The 19,021-nt window shown below is 63.1% G+C and carries 20 protein-coding genes; 12 read left to right on the forward strand and 8 right to left on the reverse strand.

Features of this window, described 5'->3' with window-relative positions; all coding sequences use genetic code 11:
- Positions 1-74: 74 nt before the first annotated feature.
- A complete protein-coding gene (locus G8E10_RS11710; RefSeq protein ID WP_425530833.1) occupies positions 75-470 on the forward strand; it encodes a DUF779 domain-containing protein in 396 nt (131 codons plus the stop codon).
- Positions 471-482: 12 nt separating this feature from the next.
- Here the strand turns inward: G8E10_RS11710 and G8E10_RS11715 are convergent, their stop codons facing one another.
- Positions 483-2,315 (reverse strand): hypothetical protein, encoded by a 1,833-nt coding sequence (locus G8E10_RS11715; protein WP_167129073.1) that lies wholly within the window; start codon positions 2,313-2,315, stop codon positions 483-485.
- Between the two features lie 188 nt (positions 2,316-2,503).
- Here G8E10_RS11715 and G8E10_RS11720 point away from each other — a divergent pair, with 188 nt between their 5' ends.
- From G8E10_RS11720 to G8E10_RS11730, 3 genes are read left to right on the forward strand one after another with little or no spacing between them, the layout of a single operon-like run.
- The gene (locus G8E10_RS11720; RefSeq protein WP_167129075.1) at positions 2,504-3,514 is read left to right on the forward strand and encodes a glycosyltransferase; all 1,011 of its coding nucleotides are present in this window, start codon (positions 2,504-2,506) and stop codon (positions 3,512-3,514) included.
- Positions 3,515-3,530: 16 nt separating this feature from the next.
- Complete coding sequence (locus G8E10_RS11725) at positions 3,531-4,268, forward strand: class I SAM-dependent methyltransferase (protein WP_167129077.1); 738 nt, start codon at positions 3,531-3,533, stop codon at positions 4,266-4,268.
- Complete coding sequence (locus tag G8E10_RS11730) at positions 4,265-4,630, forward strand: EamA family transporter (protein ID WP_245507033.1); 366 nt, start codon at positions 4,265-4,267, stop codon at positions 4,628-4,630. The genes G8E10_RS11725 and G8E10_RS11730 overlap by 4 nt, the downstream gene beginning before the upstream one ends.
- Positions 4,631-4,660: 30 nt before the next feature.
- Here G8E10_RS11730 and G8E10_RS11735 read toward each other — a convergent pair whose 3' ends face one another.
- From G8E10_RS11735 to lgt, 6 genes are all read right to left on the reverse strand, one after another.
- Entirely contained in the window at positions 4,661-5,593 is a 933-nt protein-coding gene (locus G8E10_RS11735; protein WP_110799329.1) for a ribose-phosphate pyrophosphokinase, read from the reverse strand.
- 265 nt (positions 5,594-5,858) lie between these two features.
- The gene (locus tag G8E10_RS11740; protein ID WP_343289731.1) at positions 5,859-6,857 is read right to left on the reverse strand and encodes a hypothetical protein; all 999 of its coding nucleotides are present in this window, start codon (positions 6,855-6,857) and stop codon (positions 5,859-5,861) included.
- Positions 6,858-7,116: 259 nt separating this feature from the next.
- Complete coding sequence (locus G8E10_RS11745) at positions 7,117-8,268, reverse strand: M24 family metallopeptidase (RefSeq protein ID WP_167129079.1); 1,152 nt, start codon at positions 8,266-8,268, stop codon at positions 7,117-7,119.
- Between the two features lies 1 nt (position 8,269).
- Positions 8,270-9,055 (reverse strand): peptidoglycan editing factor PgeF, encoded by a 786-nt coding sequence (gene pgeF, locus G8E10_RS11750; RefSeq protein WP_167129081.1) that lies wholly within the window; start codon positions 9,053-9,055, stop codon positions 8,270-8,272.
- Between the two features lie 191 nt (positions 9,056-9,246).
- Entirely contained in the window at positions 9,247-10,338 is a 1,092-nt protein-coding gene (locus tag G8E10_RS11755; protein ID WP_132710030.1) for a class I SAM-dependent methyltransferase, read from the reverse strand.
- The gene (gene lgt / locus G8E10_RS11760) at positions 10,335-11,225 is read right to left on the reverse strand and encodes a prolipoprotein diacylglyceryl transferase (protein WP_425530834.1); all 891 of its coding nucleotides are present in this window, start codon (positions 11,223-11,225) and stop codon (positions 10,335-10,337) included. The genes G8E10_RS11755 and lgt overlap by 4 nt, the downstream gene beginning before the upstream one ends.
- A 228-nt stretch (positions 11,226-11,453) precedes the next feature.
- Here lgt and G8E10_RS11765 point away from each other — a divergent pair, with 228 nt between their 5' ends.
- From G8E10_RS11765 to G8E10_RS11800, 8 genes are all read left to right on the forward strand, one after another.
- The gene (locus G8E10_RS11765) at positions 11,454-11,714 is read left to right on the forward strand and encodes an accessory factor UbiK family protein (protein ID WP_092934652.1); all 261 of its coding nucleotides are present in this window, start codon (positions 11,454-11,456) and stop codon (positions 11,712-11,714) included.
- Between the two features lie 433 nt (positions 11,715-12,147).
- On the forward strand, positions 12,148-12,648 hold the full coding sequence (locus G8E10_RS11770; protein ID WP_092934650.1) for a type III secretion system chaperone family protein: 501 nt from the start codon (positions 12,148-12,150) through the stop codon (positions 12,646-12,648).
- Between the two features lie 2 nt (positions 12,649-12,650).
- Positions 12,651-13,469 carry a pyrroline-5-carboxylate reductase gene (proC, locus tag G8E10_RS11775; RefSeq protein WP_165910539.1) on the forward strand — a complete coding sequence of 273 codons (819 nt, stop codon included), beginning with the start codon at positions 12,651-12,653 and terminating at the stop codon, positions 13,467-13,469.
- Positions 13,470-13,593: 124 nt separating this feature from the next.
- Positions 13,594-13,935 carry a tRNA-binding protein gene (locus tag G8E10_RS11780; RefSeq protein WP_167129086.1) on the forward strand — a complete coding sequence of 114 codons (342 nt, stop codon included), beginning with the start codon at positions 13,594-13,596 and terminating at the stop codon, positions 13,933-13,935.
- A 321-nt stretch (positions 13,936-14,256) separates the two neighbouring features.
- Positions 14,257-14,508, forward strand: coding sequence for a PilZ domain-containing protein (locus G8E10_RS26285; protein WP_425530838.1), 252 nt, complete (start codon positions 14,257-14,259; stop codon positions 14,506-14,508).
- Positions 14,421-15,083, forward strand: a complete 663-nt coding sequence (locus G8E10_RS11790) for a TadE/TadG family type IV pilus assembly protein (protein ID WP_281517534.1) — start codon at positions 14,421-14,423, stop codon at positions 15,081-15,083. The genes G8E10_RS26285 and G8E10_RS11790 overlap by 88 nt, the downstream gene beginning before the upstream one ends.
- Positions 15,083-15,487, forward strand: a complete 405-nt coding sequence (locus G8E10_RS11795; RefSeq protein WP_132662829.1) for a TadE/TadG family type IV pilus assembly protein — start codon at positions 15,083-15,085, stop codon at positions 15,485-15,487. Before G8E10_RS11790 ends, G8E10_RS11795 begins: the two co-directional genes overlap by 1 nt.
- Before the next feature lie 49 nt (positions 15,488-15,536).
- Positions 15,537-17,522, forward strand: coding sequence for an Rv3654c family TadE-like protein (locus G8E10_RS11800; protein WP_167129092.1), 1,986 nt, complete (start codon positions 15,537-15,539; stop codon positions 17,520-17,522).
- 71 nt (positions 17,523-17,593) lie between these two features.
- Here the strand turns inward: G8E10_RS11800 and G8E10_RS11805 are convergent, their stop codons facing one another.
- A complete protein-coding gene (locus G8E10_RS11805; RefSeq protein WP_425530835.1) occupies positions 17,594-18,967 on the reverse strand; it encodes an ATP-binding protein in 1,374 nt (457 codons plus the stop codon).
- Positions 18,968-19,021 lie beyond the last annotated feature (54 nt).

The raw sequence follows: 19,021 nt of genomic DNA on the forward strand, positions 1-19,021 counted from the left end.
CGCAAGTATGACACAATGATGAACGGTCGGTCACTCGCTAAATTTAGGTATTCCTCATAAAGGACGGCATCCACATGCAGGGCGTTATCGTCGGTGATATGCCGGACGGGCAGAAGCGGGTTCTGGCGACGGAGGCGGCGCTTGCCTTCATCGAGGAGATCCGCCTCGACCATCCCGACATCCTGTTCCATCAGTCGGGCGGTTGCTGCGACGGCTCCTCACCCATGTGCTATCCGGCGGACGACTATATCGTCGGCGACCATGACGTGCGCCTTGGCGAGATCGGCGGCGTGCCGGTCTATATCAGCGGCAGCCAGTTCGAGGTCTGGAAGCACACGCAGCTGATCATCGACGTCGTTCCCGGACGCGGCGGCATGTTCTCGCTCGACAATGGTCGCGAGCGGCGGTTTCTCACGCGCTCGCGTCTGTTTTCCGGCGGGGAGGCTTGCGCCGTTCCCGCCCGCAACTGAGCGGACGAGTGCTCACGGGATGACGCGGAAGATCTTCAGCGCCGGATGGTCCGGCGTTGTGACAGGCTGGAGGTAGGCGGGAACGATACCCTTGCCGAGTGTCACATAGAGCCCGTCGGGCGCACGCTCCGCGATCAGGCTTGTCTGGCCGTCCTCGGCGCAAAAAGCGAGCAGGGTGACGCCGTCGCGGATCAGCAGATCTTTCGCCGCCTCCGTCGAGGCAAGGCCGATGTTGAGCTCCGCCAGCATGCCGGCCGGGTTGCGATGATAGGGTGCGGTGAGCACGCGGTGATGCGTAAAACGCAAAATGGACGCGCCGAGGTTGGAGGGTGCTGCGACGACGCCCGCCGGCTCATCGACCAGAGGCACGATCGCATCGCGCGCGACGCAGGCGCTCTGCTCCATCCCCGCCATGACCGTGTCGTCCGTACCCGCAACCTTCGCCACGGCTGCCGAAGCGACCGCCCAGACGCTCGGGATCGAGACCAGCATCAGCCCGGCAAAGGCGAGTTCCGCGCCGATCGTCTTCGGTTCGTGGTGCGCGCGGGTGCGAAGGTCTGAAACGGCAAGAGATAACGGGAAGATCGACAGGAAGTTGAGAAAGGTCGTGCCGCGGATCTGCAGCATGCTGATCGCGAGGGTGGGAAGGCAGAGCGCGAGAAAGACGAGATGCAGCTCCCTCCGGTCGTTTCGCCAGATGCGGATGAGGCAGACGATGATGGCAATGGTGCCTGCCGCAAAGCCGAAGCCGAGATAGGACGGCATCGCCTGCACCATCTGCACGATCGACTGCGCTTCCTGCACCCTCTCCAGCCACAGGGTCTTGAGAAGCGGATCGAGCGAGGCGAGCGGGTTCTGCAGACATTGCGGCGCGATCGACACTGTGACGGCGGCAACGACGGCGCCTGACGCCGCAAGGGCGAGAATTCGTGCGTTCCGCGAACGCCGGCTGGTGGAGCGTGCGGAGAGATAGAGCGCGAGGCCGCCCGCGGTCGCGATGGCGAAGAAGCCGAGCGAGAGGTTGTCGCAGGTGACCATCGCATAGAGGCGCGGTGGCGTGTTTGCGAGAAAGGCGGCCGCGACCGTGGCGGCGAGCGACAGGCCGAAGGCCCTGGCGGCCCCATCCATCGGCTCGCCATGCCACGCCCAGCGGAGCGCGACGACGATGCCGGCGATGGCCACCAGGGGCGTGGTTTCCACGCCGACCGCGACGGCAAGGCCGGCTGTGACGCCGGCGAGGGCGTGGCCGCTCCTCCGGCCGAGAGGGTCGGTGAGGCCCGCCACGAGCAGGGCGATCAGGGCGAGCTGGACGTTGTGATGGTCGATATTTCCCGGCTGGAAGCGTACATTGCTGATCAGCGACAGGACGATGAGAACGAGACCGATCATCATGGTCTGGCGTCCGCCGATGTTCCAGCAGGCTTTTGCCACGCCGATGACGACGGGGACGATCAACAGGATCGGCCAGAGGAAGAGCGCGGCGGCCTCGCTTGGCTCCGGCTGCAGAAACAGGCCGAAGACAGCGATCAGCCCGGCAATCGGAAGATCCACAAGGCGCGACCAGTGCATCAAGGTGCCGCCGTCGAGGCCGAGGCGGTACTGCATCATGTCGAACCAGCCTTGCGCGGCGAGAAAATCCCGGACTTCGACGAGGCGCATGGCGTCGTCATTGTCCGCGCCGACATAATCCGTGGCCCTGAGGCCGGCGATGACGGAGGCGAAGGCGACGACAAGAATGGCGAGGAGGATTGCGACCCAGGGCTCATGTGTCCATGCCCGTTTCGTCTTGGGCGATGTATCTGCTGCGGGTTCGGCGTTGCGGATGTCGGGTTCGGAAAGGGTCACGGCAGGAGGCCTCGCAATCGTCGTCCGGGGCGTCCGGCTGGCGGGAACCATAGAAGGGGAAGGTGAAAAAAGCCTTTGTCGAACAGGGTGACTGCGGCGCGCGACCGTCGATCGGTGCGTGCGCAACATCTTCAACGAGACCTTAAGATTTCCCGGTCATTGTCGTGCGACCGCCACGGATGAACCCGATGCAGACGCTTCCGACAGATCTCAGGATCGCCGTACTTCTCCCCTGCTACAACGAAGCGGCGACGATCGTGTCGGTCGTCCATGCGTTCCGCACGGCACTGCCTCTCGCGCGCATCCATGTCTACGACAACAACTCGACCGACGAGACGGCGCTGCGGGCGACGCTTGCCGGCGCGGTCGTCACGCGGGAGACGCGGCAGGGCAAGGGCCATGTCGTCCGGCGCATGTTCTCCGACGTCGATGCCGATATCTATGTGATGGCGGACGGGGATGGCACCTATTCGGCGGCCGACGCGCCCGCGCTGATCGCCACGCTGATCGCCGAGCGTGCGGACATGGTGGTGGGAACGCGACGTGGTGTGAAGGCGGATGCGGGCCGGCAGGGACACGCCTTCGGCAACCGGCTGTTCAACCGGCTCTACCGGACGCTATTCGGCAACGATTTCACCGACATCTTTTCGGGATACCGCGTGTTCTCACGACGCTTCGCCAGGAGCTTTCCGGCCGTGTCCGGCGGGTTTGAGATCGAGACGGAGATGTCCGTGCATGCCTCGCGGTTGAAGCTGCCGGTCTGCGAGATGCCGCTCGACTATGGCCGCCGGCCGGAAGGGTCGCATTCCAAGCTGTCCACCTTCCGGGATGGTGGGCGCATCCTCTGGATGTTTGCGATGCTGATGAAGGAGACGCGGCCCTTCACCTTCTTTGGTGCCATCAGCACCGCCTTCATGGCGTCGAGCCTGATTTTCATGGCGCCGGTTCTGGTCGAATATTTCGAGACCGGTCTCGTCCGGCGCATGCCGACCTGGGTTCTGTCGGTGGCGCTGATGATGATCTCCTTCATGATGTTCACCGCCGGGCTGATCCTCGACTCGCTGGCCCGTGCCCGGGCCGAGCAGCTGCGGCTGCACTACATGGCTCTGCCGTCGAGCCCCTTCCTTTCTGTGTCCATGCCTGCCTCGGCCGAGCCCGGGCAGGGCGAGACAGGCGATGTGCAGAGTGCGGCTGCGTGATTCCGGAGACCGAGCGATGAACCGCGAGACCACCAACCGTATCCGCTTCGTGCTGGAGGACCTGCTGCCGCCGGTGCTGCGGGATTCGCGTCTGTTCCGGGCGGCCGCCAAGCTGGTTTGGGGCGAGCACATCGTCCACCTCGCCCGGTTCCGCGCCCGCGCGCCGTTTCTGTCGGAGGCGGAGTATGAGGACCTCTACCGCAAGCATCCCCGCGTGCATGAGGGGACCGACAACTCGGTCGCCTGCATTTGCCGCATTGCCGGCTCGATCGAAGGCGAGAGCGTCTGCGATGTCGGTTGCGGTACGGGGGCGCTGCTGAAGCATATCCAGTCGGCACAGCCCGGCCTTAGCCGCGTGACTGGTGTCGATTTCGTGGTGGAAGATGCCGCAAGTCTCCCGGGCGTCGAATATGTCGCCGCGCGGATCGAGGATCTGCCCTTTGCGGATGGCGAATTCGATACGGTCGTCTGCACGCATGTGATCGAGCATGTGCTCGACTACCGCAAAGCCATTGCCGAGCTGCGCCGGATCGCGCGCCGCCGGTTGATCATCGTCGTGCCGCGTGAGCGGGAGTACCGCTACAGCTTCAATCCGCATTTCAACTTCTTCCCCTACACGCACTCCTTCCTGCGCGCCGTCCACCCGGTTCCCGCGATCCATGTCTGCGAGGATATCGGCCGCGATATCTTCTATTGCGAGACGGTGGAAAGGGCAGGGGATGGCGCTGGCGGCATCGAGGCTGCAGCGGCATGATCGGGGGAAACTACAGCCCGGCTCTGTGGCTGGGCCTCACCGGCACGCCACTGATGATCGCGATGGGGCAGGTGCTGTTCAAGCTGTCGAGCCGCACCACGGGCGAGTTCGGCGTGGCGGGCATCGTCGCGCTTCTGCTCAATCCGCTGATGATCGGAGCTCTTGCCGTGTACGGCATCGGGACGCTCGTCTGGATATTCGTGCTGAAGAGCGTGCCGCTGACGATGGCCTATTCGTTCATGGCCCTGACGTTCTGCTTCGTGCCGCTGCTCGCCAGCATCTTCCTTGGGGAAACGCTGACGCTGCGCACGGCGATCGGTGCCGCTCTCCTCATCGGCGGCATGATCGTCATCAACAGTTGAGACACACGCCCGTCGCCGGGTTGCTCCCGATCAGTCGAACAGGCTGGAAACGGATTCTTCCTGGCTGGTGCGGTTGATCGCTTCGCCGATCAGGTTTGCCGTCGAGATCACGCGGATATTGTGCGCGGACTGCACGGCCGTCGTCGGCTGGATGCTGTCGGTGATGACGAGCTCCTTCAGCTTGGACGAGGTGACGCGGGCAACGGCGCCGCCGGAGAGAACGCCGTGGGTGATGTAGGCGGTGACGCTGGTCGCGCCGTTCTTCAGCAGGGCTTCTGCCGCGTTGCACAGCGTGCCGCCGCTATCGACGATGTCGTCGATCAGCAGGCAATCCTTGCCGGTGACGTCGCCGATGACGTTCATGACTTCGGACTCGCCTGCGCGCTCGCGGCGCTTGTCGACGATGGCCAGCTGACAGTCCAGTCGCTTGGCGAGCGCGCGGGCGCGCACCACGCCGCCGACGTCGGGCGAGACGACCATGACGTTTTCGAGTTCGTAGTGTTCCTTGATATCGCGCGTCAGGATCGGCACCGAATAGAGGTTGTCCGTCGGGATATCGAAGAAGCCCTGAATCTGGCCGGCATGCAGGTCGAGCGTCAGAACGCGGTCGGCGCCGGCCTCGGTGATCAGGTTGGCGACGAGCTTGGCGGAGATCGGTGTGCGCGGACCCGGTTTGCGGTCCTGCCGGGCATAGCCGAAATAGGGGAGGACCGCAGTGATGCGCCGTGCCGACGAGCGGCGCATGGCATCGATCATGATCAGCAGTTCCATCAGGTGGTCGTTCGTCGGGAAGGACGTGGACTGGACGAGGAAGACATCCTCGCCGCGCACGTTCTCCTGAATCTCGACGAAGATTTCCTGATCGGCGAAACGCCGGACCGTCGCCCGCCCGAGCGGAAGATTGAGATAGTTGCAGATCGCTTCGGCGAGGAGCCGGTTCGAATTGCCCGCGAAAACCTTCATCGATGGTCCGCCTGTCGTGCTGTCCGGGATAGGCCCGAACCGGACGGTCCGTTTGCCGTAATCCGCAAGATTCCGTAAACCCGCATCCCAATGCGCGTCGGTCTCAGGGAGCGTGCCCCCGTCAATGCCGATGGGCGCTTCATAGCGGCCTTGTCCCCGAATGCAAGAGGAACGCCGGCATGGAGAGGGTTTATCCGAAAAAGATTTCGAAGGCGCTGCCGGGAAGAGCGTTTTAGAGGTCGTGAAAACACGGTCATGCTCATTCTCAGCCGGCCGTGGCATCCCGCCAGGTCAGGTACTGCCCGACGCTCTTGGTGGCGATGTCGCGCATGGTCTGCGGCGGAACGCCCGACCAGAGATCGGCGCCCTTGGTATCGACGCTGTCCTGCCCCTGGATGCGGTGCAGACGGTTGCCGGCCTGATCGAGCACGTCCCAGACATAAACGATGGTGGTCTTTCGGCCGTCCTTGAACGCCGAGAAATAACCCTTCAAAATATGCTGGCTTCCGCCATCCGCTGCCGTCTTGATGGTAAGGCCGTGCGAGCGGGCGTCCGCGCCGAGCTGCTCGGAGAGGGGGCGGATGGCCTCGACGGGTGCGCCCATGATGGGGAGGAAGCGGATGCTGCCGGCAGGGCCGGCCTTGGCGGCGGGCGCGATAGCAGCTTGCTCTTCCGGTGCGCTGTTGGCTTCTGCGGGCACATCGTTCTGCGCTGCCTCCGCCGGCTCCGTGGCCGGTTCGGATTGCGGTGCCTCTGCCGTGCGGGTGCGTGCGGCGGCTTCGGTCTCGCTGACTTGATTGCCGGTTGCAGGAAAGCCGACCGCGCTTTCGGACGGGGATATCTGCGGCGACGGGTTGCTGGCGAGCGCCTGGGCCTGTGCTTCGAAGGAGCCGGCCGGGTTGCGGTAGCTTTCGTCGCCACGGGCATAGGCCGTGCCGGTGATATCGGGCTGGTCGGCCCGCGGTGCGGGCTGATCGGTATAGTTCGGGTCGGAGAGGCTGGCCGATCGCTGCACCCGCATCTCATGGACGGCCATGGCGCCGGCGGGGGCGCTGTTCACCACCGGCTGCTGCGATTGCATGGTGTCGAGATCGGCCTGATTGACCGGGGAGGACTGATAGCTCCCGTCGCCGACATTCTCTGGCGGCGTCAACGCGTCGATGCTGTTGCAGGACGACAGGGCGAAAAGAAGGGACATGGCCAAGAGCGGCGTCGCGACCCGAAGGCGCGCGATGTTCGTCGTCGTTGCGAAAAGGGTGCGCACGGTCGACCTCCGTCCTGGACAGATGCAGCGCATGTCGCCCGTCTCCAGCACCGCTCACGCCTCGTGAGGCAGATCGAAACCGCTGGAGTATTACACGCCGATACGCTGGCACACTGCGACGCCATCCGACGGGCCTATCCCGCCGGTCCTGACATCAGACAACCAGTTTACGACGATAATCCTAAGAAGCCGTATTGATCCGGCTTCCCCTTTTTGGGGCTGGCGAGGGTTCGATCCCGCTCTATCGCCCGGCGAGACCTCAGAGGTCGATGACATCGAGACCGTAGCGCGACAGGGCCCGTGGCGCGCCGTCCGTCGTCAGGTAGGTCTGCCCGAGCGTCATGGCCGTGCCGCTGTCGCTGTCCATGATGATCATGTGCACGAAGAGCGACATGTTGGGCAGGATCTCCTGCGGATTGCCGGCATGGAACATCTGCTGCTCCATCCAGGAGGGCGAGAAGCGGGCGCCGAGCGAATAGCCACAGGCGTTCAGGCGGTGTTTGGCAAGGCCGCGCTCGTCCATGATCTTTGCGTGAACATCGAAGACGGTGCCGAAGGTGTTGCCCGATCGCAGGACCATCTCGATCGCCTGGATGGTTTCACGGCAGGCGCTGTAGAGTTCGCGATGACGGTTGGTCACCTCGCCGACCACGATCGTGCGCATCATGGCCGCATGGTAATGGGCGCTGACGCCGGCCCATTCGAGCGTGAGCTGGTCCTGCGCGTCGAGCTTGCGGCGGCCGGCCTTGTAGCGGCAGAGGAGGGCGTCAGCGCCGGAGCCGATGATGAATTCGTTGGCCGGATAATCGCCGCCGCCTGCAAAGACCGCGCCCTGCATGGCCGCGAGAATCGCCGCCTCGTCGCCGCCGGGGCCGATCAGCGGCAGGGCCGCATCCAGCGCGTCGTCGGCAAGGCTCGCGGCCTTCTCGACATGGGCGATCTCGGCCGGGCTCTTGATGAGCCGCAGCCGGCCGACCAGCATGGATGCGTCGATGATCTGGCCGAAGCTCGCCATTTGGTTGTCGAGCAGCCGGGCAATGCTGCCGGTCATGCCGTGCGTGTCGTATTCGATGCCGATGCGGGCGCCGAGGAGGTCGAGTTCGCTCAGCAGGTTCTTCAGGTCCATCGTCGGGTCGGCATTGACCCTGTCGACCCAAACCTGAATGCGTTCGATGTTGGAGGTGTGGCGTGCCTGGCGCAGGTCGGCCGACCGCGTCAGCAGAACCATCGAGCCGTCGGATTTCACGACCAGCGTCTGGAAGAAGCAGTAGCCGAAGGTGTCGTAGCCGGTCAGCCAGTACATGCTCTCCTGCGCAAAGAGCAGCAGCGCGTCGAGCTTGTCCTCGCGCATCTTCGCCGTGAGGCTGGCGAGGCGTGCGGCGTACTCGTCCTGGGTGAAGTGAAGGGCCATGTCATGCCTCCCTGATGCTGATGGCGGAAATCTGCCGGCCGTAATCCGGCTCGCCGCGATGGGTCGTCCGGCGGTAGGAAAAGAAGCGTGCTTCGTCCTCATAGGTGCAGAGGCCGAGCTTCTCGGCCTTCACGCCGGCTGCGAGAAGGCGGGCGACGGTGAGGCCGGGAAGGTCGAACATCGCGTGATCGGCGCGCGTCGAAGGCGTGAAGAAACGGGCGTATCCGGCGTCGTGCGCGAGAAAACGTTCGACGAATTCCGGGCCGACCTCGTAATTGTCTGGGCCGATGGAGGGGCCGAGGCAGGCGAGGATGGTTTCGCGTGTGGCGCCGAGGGCGACCATGGCCGAGATCGTGCTTTCGAGGACACCCGTCAACGCACCCTTCCAGCCGGCATGCGCCGCGCCGACGACGCCGGCTTGTGGATCCGCAAAGAGGATCGGTCCGCAATCGGCCGAGAGGACACCGAGCACGATACCGGGCGTCGCCGTAACCAGCGCATCGGCCTCCGACCGCGTGCCATCGTAATCGATGCCGATGGTGACGACATCCGGAGAGTGGATCTGATGGACAGTGGCGAGCCTTGCCACGGGCTGGCCGAACCATGCGGCGACGCGGGTGCGATTTTCCTCGACATGGGCACGGTCGTCCCGAGAGCCGAGGCCGACGTTCAGGCCTTCGTAGATACCGTCCGACACGCCGCCCTTGCGGGTGAAGAAGCCGTGGGCAACGGATGCGGAGGCGAGCAGCGGGCTCTGGAGCGGGGAGGGCAAGGCGTCGTCCTGCATTGGTCTTTCGCCCCTTGGATGTCAGCGGTTGTCGGAGAGGGTGGTGCCGGGAATGGCTCGCGGTGATTTGCGCGGGATGTTGACCCTTTGCCGCCCGCCCTGTCAATCGCGCAGGCGGCAGACAGTGTCATCGGCGGCGGACCGATGTCCGCTCTCGATGGGGTCGAGACCGGGTGCCGGTTGCGATCCGCTCAGGCCTGAAACGGCACAAGGGCAATGGCCGGGTGGCTGACGGCGAGGACCTTGAAGAGTTCGCCCATCTTGCCTTCGCCCGAGCCGGAAAGCCGCTCCGCATCCTGACGCACGCCTTCCTGCACGATGATGTCCTTGCCGCGCGCGAGCGCCTCGGCACGTTCGCGGATGCCCAGAGCCAGCAGGAAATCGCCCTGATAGGTCAGGCCGTTGATCCGAAGACCTTCCGCAACAGCGCGGCGGGCGAGCTGTTCGAAATCGACATGGCTGGTGATGTCGGCCTCGCCGGGATGGGCGAGCGGCGGGTCGAACTGGTGGGCGCGCACGGCCTGGAGCGTATCGCCGTAATTGGTCGCCATATGGCCGTAGTCGATGATCAGGGCGGACCCGTCGGTGCGCTTCAGCCGTGCGGAAATGGCGGCCATGACGGCATCGCGGGCCGGGGCGACTTCGAAGATGGTGCCGAGCGGCAGCTTGTCTCCCGGCGGCAGAAGGTCGGGATCGATGGTGGCCACGCCGGCGGTGAAGCAAAGATTGTCCTGCGCATCCAGACCAACCATGCGCTCGCGAAAGCCCTGTTCCGTCTTCACGAACTGGCGGATGGGAATGGCATCGAAGAGTTCGTTTGCGACCAGCAGCAGGAAGCCGTCGGGAATCTCCTCGAAGCTCTCGTGCCAGTCGATCTTGAACTTGTGGGCGACGAGGGTCTGGCTCTGGACCTTCTGTAGGCGCTCGCTGGTTTCGACCAGATGCACGGTCGCCTTTTCATAGAGCTCCGGCGAAAGGCGCGAGAGGACGCGTAGGATGTCCGCCATCATCGTGCCACGACCGGGACCGATCTCGGCGATGGCCACCGCTTCAGGCTGTCCGTGACGACGCCAGGCCTCGAACAGGAACATGCCGATGAGCTCGCCGAACAACTGGCTGATCTCCGGCGCGGTGATGAAATCGCCGCTCTGTCCGAAGGGTTCGCGCGTTCGGTAGTAACCGTGCTCTGGATCTGCGAGGCAGAGGGCGAAGTAGTCGGTGACGCTGATCGGTCCTGTTGCGAGGATGATCGCCTTGATCTTGTCCGTGAGAGGCGTGGTCATGGTCGGCTCCCCACGAGCGATGCCGCCCGGCGGGCGCGCAGGATCGCCCAGAGGCCGAGACCGACCATCGGCAGCGACAGCAGCATGCCCATCGTCAGCCAGCCCCCGGCGAGATAGCCGATCTGCGCGTCGGGCTCGCGGAAGAACTCCACGAAGATGCGGGCAAGGCCATAGCCCGTGATGAAGACGCCAGCGATGAGGCCGGGTTTGCGCAGGGCGTGGCGCTTGTAGATGAGGAAGGCGAGCACGAGGAGCAGGAGAATGCCCTCGAGGCCTGCCTCGTAGATCTGGCTTGGATGGCGGGCGAACGGGCCGCCGGTCGGGAACACGATCGCCCAGGGCATGGCGGAGAGGCGGCCCCAGAGTTCGCCATTGATGAAGTTGGCGAGGCGGCCGAACAACAGGCCGATGGGGACGACGGCTGCGACGACGTCGAACAGGCTCCAGATCGGAATGGACCGCTTGCGGGCGAAGAGTAACATGGCGAGGATCGTGCCGATGAGGCCGCCATGGAAGGACATGCCGCCGTTCCAGATCTCGAAGGCCCGCAGCGGATTAGCGATGACCGAGGGCAGGTCGTAGAACAGGATGTAGCCGATGCGTCCGCCACCCACGATGCCGACGGCCACCCAGAGCAGAAAGTCGTCGAGATCGACTTCGGTGATCGGTGCCTTGCCGCCCCAGAGCGTCTCGTTGCGCACGATCCGGCGGGCGTAGAACCAGCCGAGCAGGATGCCCGCGACGTAGGCGAGGCCATACCAGTGGATCTGCAGCGGGCCGATGGCGATCAGGACGGGATCGATCTGCGGGAAGGGCAGGATCGAAAGAAGGCTTGCGATGGGTTCCAAAGGACGTGCTTCAGCCTCGGTTTCACCTGGCCGATCCATTGCCGACCCGGCAACGGATCAGGACCTGCGGCGGGTGGTTTCTCTGCGGACCGGCATTTCGCCGCGCCGCCTGACCGGACCATGGCGGGCGGCATGCATGCGGTCAAGCGAAGCGAGGGTTGCAAGCCCCATGATTCACTGGTTTTTCCTTGCAAGCCGGCCCTGCCTCTCCTACCTCCATATCACAGGCGCCGTGCGGCGCTCCAACCGCGATCCCGGAGGGACATCATGACGACGACAGGCGCAAACCGCATTCTCGACGATCTTGCCAAGCTGATGACGGACGCGGCCGGTGCGGCGCAGGGCGTGCGGCGCGAGGCGGAAACCATGTTCCGGACGCAGGGCGAGCGTATCCTCAACACGATGGACGTGGTGAAGCGGGAAGAATTCGAGGTCGTGCGCGAGATGGCACTGCGGGCGCGTGAGGAAAACGACGCCCTTCTGGCGCGTGTCGCCCTTTTGGAAGCACAGCTCGCCGAGAAGGGCTGATCGGGCTTTCGATCTCCTGATGTCGAGAAGCGGGGAGGGCATCTCTCCGCTTCTTTGTCTTCCTCCCGCGTTCTTGGGTCCGCAGATGGAATCCAAACGGTCGAAAACGAGAAAAATTTCGACCCTGTGGACATCCCTAAAAAACGCAATCCGCTGAATCCTTTACTGACTCAGGCTGAATCAGTTTCCAAAGCTCTATCCACAGCTGCGACGCCTTTTTCGGGCGGTTGGGGCTGGTCTGCAGACTCCGGCGTTATACACTGATTTTACAAGATGATTCGAAACGGGTCACACGAGATACGGGCAGAGTCATCGGTTCGACCTCGTCGTGCGTTCGTCGATCATTCCATGTTGTTTCCGGTGTCGTCGGGCTTGTGGGGCTTCGCGTGAGAACGCGATGGCGCATGCCACGCTGGAACTTTGAAGGTGAAGCATGAGCCTCGTAGAACTGGAACTGCAGCGTCAATCCAATCCGGTCGATATGATCGAGTTCGTCGCGGCCAACAATGACTGGACCTTCGAACGCTCCGGTGAAGACGAGATCGCGATGACGGTGGAGGGCAAGTGGTCCGACTACCACGTCTCCTTCTCCTGGATGGAAGAGTTCGAGGCCCTGCATCTCGCCTGCGCCTTCGACATCAAGGTTCCCGAAAGCCGCGTCAACGAGGTCATCCGGCTTCTGTCCCATATCAATGGCCAGGTGCTGATGGGCCATTTCGATCTCTGGCGTCAGGAAGACGTCGTCATATTCCGCCAGTCGCTGCTGCTGTCCGGCGGCGCAGAGCCGACGAACCGCCAGGTCGAGGTTCTGCTGTCGAGCGCGCTCGACGCCTGCGAGAGCTACTTCCAGGCCTTTCAGTTCGTGGTCTGGTCCGGCGTCGATGCCGAGCGGGCGGTCGAGGCCGTGATGTTCGAAACGGTCGGGGAAGCCTGAGCGTGGTGGCGAGCGGTGTGGGCCCGATCGTCCTCGTCGGTGCCGGCAATATGGGCGGCGCCATGCTGGCCGGCTGGCTGAAGAGCGGCATTTCCGGCGCGGATGTGCTGGTGCTCGATCCCGGTCCTGCTCCTGCCATGGCGACCCTAATGGCAGAACACGGTGCGCGTCACGTGACGTCCGCGCCGGAGGGCGTTACGGCATCCGTCCTGTTCCTCGCGGTCAAGCCGCAGGTCATGGGCGCCGTGCTGCCGCGCCTTGCGACCCTCGTCGGGCCCCAGACCGTCGTGGTTTCGGTTGCGGCCGGCAAGACGCTCGGCTTTCTCCAGTCGCATCTCGGCGACGCCGCCATGGTGCGCGCCATGCCGAACACGCCGGCGATGATCGGCCGCGGCATCACCGGCGCCTTCGCCAATGCGAAGGTTGGGCAAGACCTGCGCGCGCGGGTCAACGATCTCCTGAAAGTGTCCGGTCCCGTCGAATGGGTCGACAGCGAAGCCGATATCGATGCCGTCACCGCGCTGTCCGGCAGCGGACCGGCCTATGTTTTCTATCTCGTCGAATGCATGGCGGAAGCCGGTCGCAAGGCCGGCCTTCGGGCGGACCTCGCCATGCGTCTCGCACGGGAAACCGTCGCGGGGGCTGGCGAACTGCTTCACCAGTCCCCCGATGACGCCTCCAGGCTTCGCCAGAACGTGACATCGCCGGGCGGCACCACGGCCGCGGCCCTTGCCGTTCTGATGGCCGACGACGGCATTCAGCCGATCTTTACAGCCGCCATTGCCGCCGCGCGGCAGCGGGCCGAAGAACTGGCCAACTAAAGAATTACCGGTGAACACGGGTTCACCGGTAATTCTTTAGTCTGTTGTTTTTGCTGCATTGTCCGACGCCGAAGCGATTCCGCTTCGGCTGGAAATGCTCTGGATTCCTGAGAGGGCGGGCCCGATGACCGAGACGATCACCTATGCCGATTTCGAACGTGTCGATATCCGTACCGGGACGATCGTCGAGGCCTCTGCCTTTCCGGAAGCGCGCAAACCCGCCATCAAGCTGGTCATCGATTTCGGCCCGGAGATCGGGCTGAAGAAATCCTCGGCGCAGATCACCATTCATTATGATCTGGAAACGCTGGTCGGGCGCCAAGTGCTTGGGGTCGTCAACTTTCCGCCCCGGCAGATCGGGCCGTTCCGGTCCGAAGTCCTGACGCTGGGCTTCGAAGACGAGGTCGGCGCCATCGTTCTCGCTGCGTCCGACAAGCCGGTTCCGAACGGCCGGAAGCTTCTCTAACGCCAATGATATCTCCTGCTCTCGACTGACCCCGCGCTTATCGCTGCGGGAGGCGATGGCATCTGTCCTCGACGGCCTCTATAGCGGGGCGCAGAGCGTCGCGCTGTCCGAATTCCACGGGCACAGGATCATTAACTTTAGAAATATCTAATTTTACTGGTGCCGCTTTAGAAAATCGTTAAGTTGTCAGCGGTAGTCTTTTCTCACAACCGGTCGTAGGCGCACGTCACGCGTTGGCTCCGGTTGCAATGGGAACGCAGCGGTTTTTGCTCCTAGTTGCTTCAGGAGAGGTGCATGGAAGAACATCGACATAGACCCCGTATGAGAACGTTCAAATCCGGTCGTTTGGTCTTCAATGAAGGAAGTTCAACCCTTGATTGTGTTGTCCGTAATATCTCGGACGGTGGAGCGAAGCTTTCTTTCAATCAGGTTGCCGCCATTCCCGACGTTTTTCAGATCTCGCTTTCAGACGGCGCGAAGAAGACTTGTCGGATCGTGTGGCGAAAGTCGTTGGATGTCGGCGTGTCATTCGAGGTACCAGGCGAGACGCCTCCTTCGGCCGAAAGCCTATGAAAATCCTGCCTCGCGGCCGCTGCGCTCGGGTCTGGAGGGAGAGTCTGGGTCTGCCGTTGCAACAGGCCGGACGGTTGCGGAGAGATGATTCCGGTGTTGCAGCCGTCGAGTTCGCTCTGGTTGCACCGCTGTTCCTGTTGTTGATCGTCGGGCTTGTCGATCTCGGTTTCGCCTATCATGCGAAGCTGAGGGTCAACGCGGCCATTTCGGCCGCTTCCTATTATGCGTTCCAGAAGGGGCAGGCGCTGACCGCGGCCACGGCTCCTGCCTACACGGCAAATGTCGAGGGCGTTGCGAGCAACCTGCTTGCCGACCTGAGCGACGATCTCTCCGTCGAGGTCTTGATCAATAACGATCCTACGGGAGCGAAAGCATCGACCACCTTCTGCGTTTCGGGCTATCCGCCTGCATTCACCGCTGCAGGTGAGAAGAGCAGCAGTTGTGGCGGCAACGTGACGTCGGGAAAATTCGTTCGGATCGACGTCAGCGGTCACATCACACCGATTTTCATCTCGGCGAACCTGTTCGGCGGCTACCTCGCCGTTGCAGACTCCGCACTTGTCAGGATTCAGTGATGCACGTGTTTCTGAACCGGCGCGACGGGGCGACAGCCGTTGAATTCGCCATCATCGCACCGGTGTTCCTCTCGATGATGTTCGGCGCGATCGTCATGGGGATCGCCATCTGGAGCACGTCGGTTCTCAATCAGGTCGCAGCGGAATCCGCACGGTGCCTGGCTGTGGGTGGGTCGGCCTGCACAACGTTTCCGACCGGCTGCACGTCCGTTACCGAGACGTGCTTCGTAGTGACGCTTGCAGAGCGGCGCGGCCTGCCCGGGCTGGCCGCGTCCGACATCAGCATCGAACCCGACGTATCGATTGGCGCCGCGGTTTCCACGCGCGTTACGCTCACCCGCCCCTTTACGCTCCTCGGCCATACCATGACGCTCTCCGGCAGTGCGTCCTATCCGAACAGTTGACGGTGCGCTGCCCGGGGCATCCACGGCGGTCGTTCAGAAAGTGCACGACATGAGGGACATTCGCAGACACGACGAGGGATCTGTAGCGATCATGTCGGTGTTCGCCATTATGCTGATCCTGATGATCTGCGCGCTCGTGCTGGAGACGTCGTCGCTCTATGTCGACAAACTCCGGGCGCAGCGAACGGCGGATATCGCGAACCTCGCCGCTGCGAATACGCTGTTGCCGATCGTCAATGGTGCGCCGACCGACACGGCGCTTGCGACGGCGAGGCAGATGGCTGTCGCGAACGGTTTTCCGTCGAGCGACGTCATGACGACGGTGACGACGGGAGCATCGGGCGTTTCCGAACTTTCGACGGAGATCCGGCACGATAGCCCGCTGGCCTTCGGTCAACTGCTGACGGCAAGCCAGACGGTTCCCGTCGACGGATCATCGTCGGCGAGTATCACGTCCGCGGCGCCGGAGGGCGACTGCGTCCGTTCCATGCTCGGGCCCGTGAACATCTACAACAACGCTGTGGTCAATGGTCCCGACTGCCATATCGGGGCTGCCACCTATCTCTACGTCTGCGGCGATGCATCCGTTTCGGCTGTAAAGGCCGTGGTGGGCTACCCCAAGGAGTCCCAGAAAGCCTATATCTGCAAGGACGGACTGATCGATCTGCCCCTGTCGAGCTTTACGTTCAACGAGAAGAGCGTGGATCTGCTGGCGGCAGACCCCCGCATCGTTGCCATCAAGGCGCGCCTAAAGGTCATGACGAGTTGGGCCTATGGAACGCAGATTCCGAAAACGCCCCTACAGCCGACAATACCGACAGGCAAGGACGAGAGTTACGCCGGCACCACCGTTTCGCTGTCCGCATCGCGCCTTTACGGCACGCTGGCGATCTCTAATTCCACTGTGGCCTTTACTGGAACAGGGGTGGCCGATCCTGATTGTCTCGCGCCGACGACGATCAGTGGAAACATCATCCTTTCCGGTATAAACCGCCTGACCTTCGGGTCCGGTTGTTATGCCATCGGCGGCTACATCCTGAACCAAGATGGGGCTTCCACCCGTTTCGATCCTCTGCCGGGTGCCCGGGTCACCTTGGCGTTCAAGCAGTATATCGACAATAGGGCCGCGAACCTTTCCTTCGGAAGCATGACGTTCTCGCTCCTGGGGGACGTTCGCAACGCGTATGGCGGCACGTTGACGTTCGGCGACGGATCGTTCCGCTTCGGGGCCGGGATCATCAACGGGACCGGAACCTTGTCGTTCGGCGATGGCGCCTATTACGTGGCTGGCGGTTCGATCATCAATGGAACGGGATCCATGACCTTCGGCAACGGGGTGTTCTACCTCTGGGGCGGATCGCTTGCCAACAGTTCCACCGGATCCGTGACCTTTGGAAACGGAGGGTTCTATTTCTACGGGGGCACGGTGACCAATGTGAAGGGACACCTGACCTTCGGCGACGGGCCGTTCGAATTCTCCGGCGGATCGCTGGCGCTCAATCCCGGCTCCGATACCACCTTCGGCTTCGGCGATATGAATTTCTACGGGGGGACGGCTTACTTCCACGGAGCGAGCACGGTGATCGGGCGGGACGTCACCGGCGATGCCGAGGATGGATCCAGCTCGTTTTTCTTCTATGGCGGGTCCTTCTCCATGAAGTCGGACAGGTTCGTTGCCGTGGGTACGACGCTCGCGTTTTACGGCGGCAGCGTCAGCCTCTATGGCGTCGGCGCCATGAACGTGACTGCGCCTACGGGTAATGCTCCTGTCTTCGGCTACAAGAACATCCTCTTCTATATCTATGGTGGGGCCTTCAGCCTCTATCAATCCAAGGTCACCGATGTCCTCTCGGGGATCATCTATGTGCCCGGGACGAATATCTCGATCTATGGCAGCCAGACCGTGACCATACCCGATAAGGGCTGCTTTCAGGTCATCGGCGGGGTCGTGGATATCTACCAGAATGCGTCGCTGCAGATGCGGCCTTGCAGCGGCGGAGGGACGGCGGACCGGAAGGTGTTGCTCACACGCTAGATCATGATGGAGAGCGGGATTTAAGGCGAAAACCGCGCGCACTTTTCGCCATCTCGCTCCAACGTTCGGTCTCAGGCAGGAACGCGCGCGACAGCCCTCAATCCTCCGAGCGGACTGTCCGACAGGATGACGTTGCCGCCGTGGCTTCTGGCGATGTCGCGTGCAATGGACAGGCCGAGCCCCGTGCCCGTGCTGTCGAGGTTGCGGGCCTCGTCCAGCCGGAAGAAGGGCTTGAACACGTCCTCGCGGGATCGCTCGGGAATGCCCGGTCCGTTGTCGTCGATGGTGACGGACAGCCATCGCTGCCCGTGCCGCGCCTCGATATGGATCGTGTCGGCATAGCGATAGGCATTGGACGCGAGATTGAGGATGAGGCGTGTGAAGGCATTGGGTCGGACGCGGACGTCGTCGTCGCCTTCGATCACGGTGGTCAGCGTCTTGCCGTGCAGCTCGGCTTCAGCCGAAAGACGCGTCATGACATCCGTCAGCTTCAGCGTGCCGACATCTTCCTCCGCTTCGCCGCGCACGAAGGCGAGGTAGCCTTCGAGCATGCTCTGCATATCCTCGACATCCTGGTTCAGCGGTTGCAGATCGGGATGGTCGCCGGCAATGGCGAGCTGCAGCTTGAAGCGGGTGAGGATGGTGCGCAGGTCGTGGCTGACGCCCGACAGCATCGTGGTGCGTTGCTCCATCTGCCGCTCGATCCGCTCGCGCATCTGGATGAAGGCAAGGCCCGCTCGCCGAACCTCCTCTGCGCCGCGCGGCGAGAAATCGTCGATCTTCTGTCCCTTGCCGAAGCTTTCGGCGGCCCGCGCCAGATGCAGGATCGGCCGAATCTGGCCGCGCAGGAACAGGATGGCGATGAGCAGGAGCACCAGCGACGCGCCGACCATCCAGACGATGAAGATATGCGTGTTGGAGGCATAGGCCGAATTGCGGCGCACGGTGACGCGCAGGATGCGGGCGCCGTCGAGCTTGATGCGGACATAGACGTTGTCCTCGCTGGAGATCGTATCCAGCCAGAAAGGCAGTTGCGTTTCCTGCCGGATCTCGTCGGAAAGAATACGGTTGAGGATATCGAAATAGGGCTGGCGAACCGGCATCGGCAATTCGCCGCCGTTCTCCAGCGAGATGACAAGCCCCAGCTGCCGGCGGGCGATCGTCTCGATATCCGGATAGGAGGCGGGCGGCATGGTGTTGATCAGGTCGATGATTGCCGCGATATCGGAGGTTACCGCCGCCGAGAGCCGTTGCGTGACCAGCTGCCAGTGCCGCTCCATGAAGACGAAGGCGACGATGGATTGGAGAAGCACCATGGGGATGATGACGATCAGCAGCGAGCGGGCATAGAGCCCCATCGGCAGGTGCCGGCGGAGCCAGCGCGTGAACGGGCTGCGCGGCTTTTCCCCGCGTTCCGTCTTCGTCTGGCGAACGGCCTCGATCATCATCGTCCTCCGGGTATCAGGGATGTTGGCGTCTGTTCGAACGCGGTTTATCGC

It is taken from the genome of Ferranicluibacter rubi (assembly GCF_011603255.1).
Taxonomy (GTDB): Bacteria; Pseudomonadota; Alphaproteobacteria; order Rhizobiales; family Rhizobiaceae; genus Ferranicluibacter; species Ferranicluibacter rubi.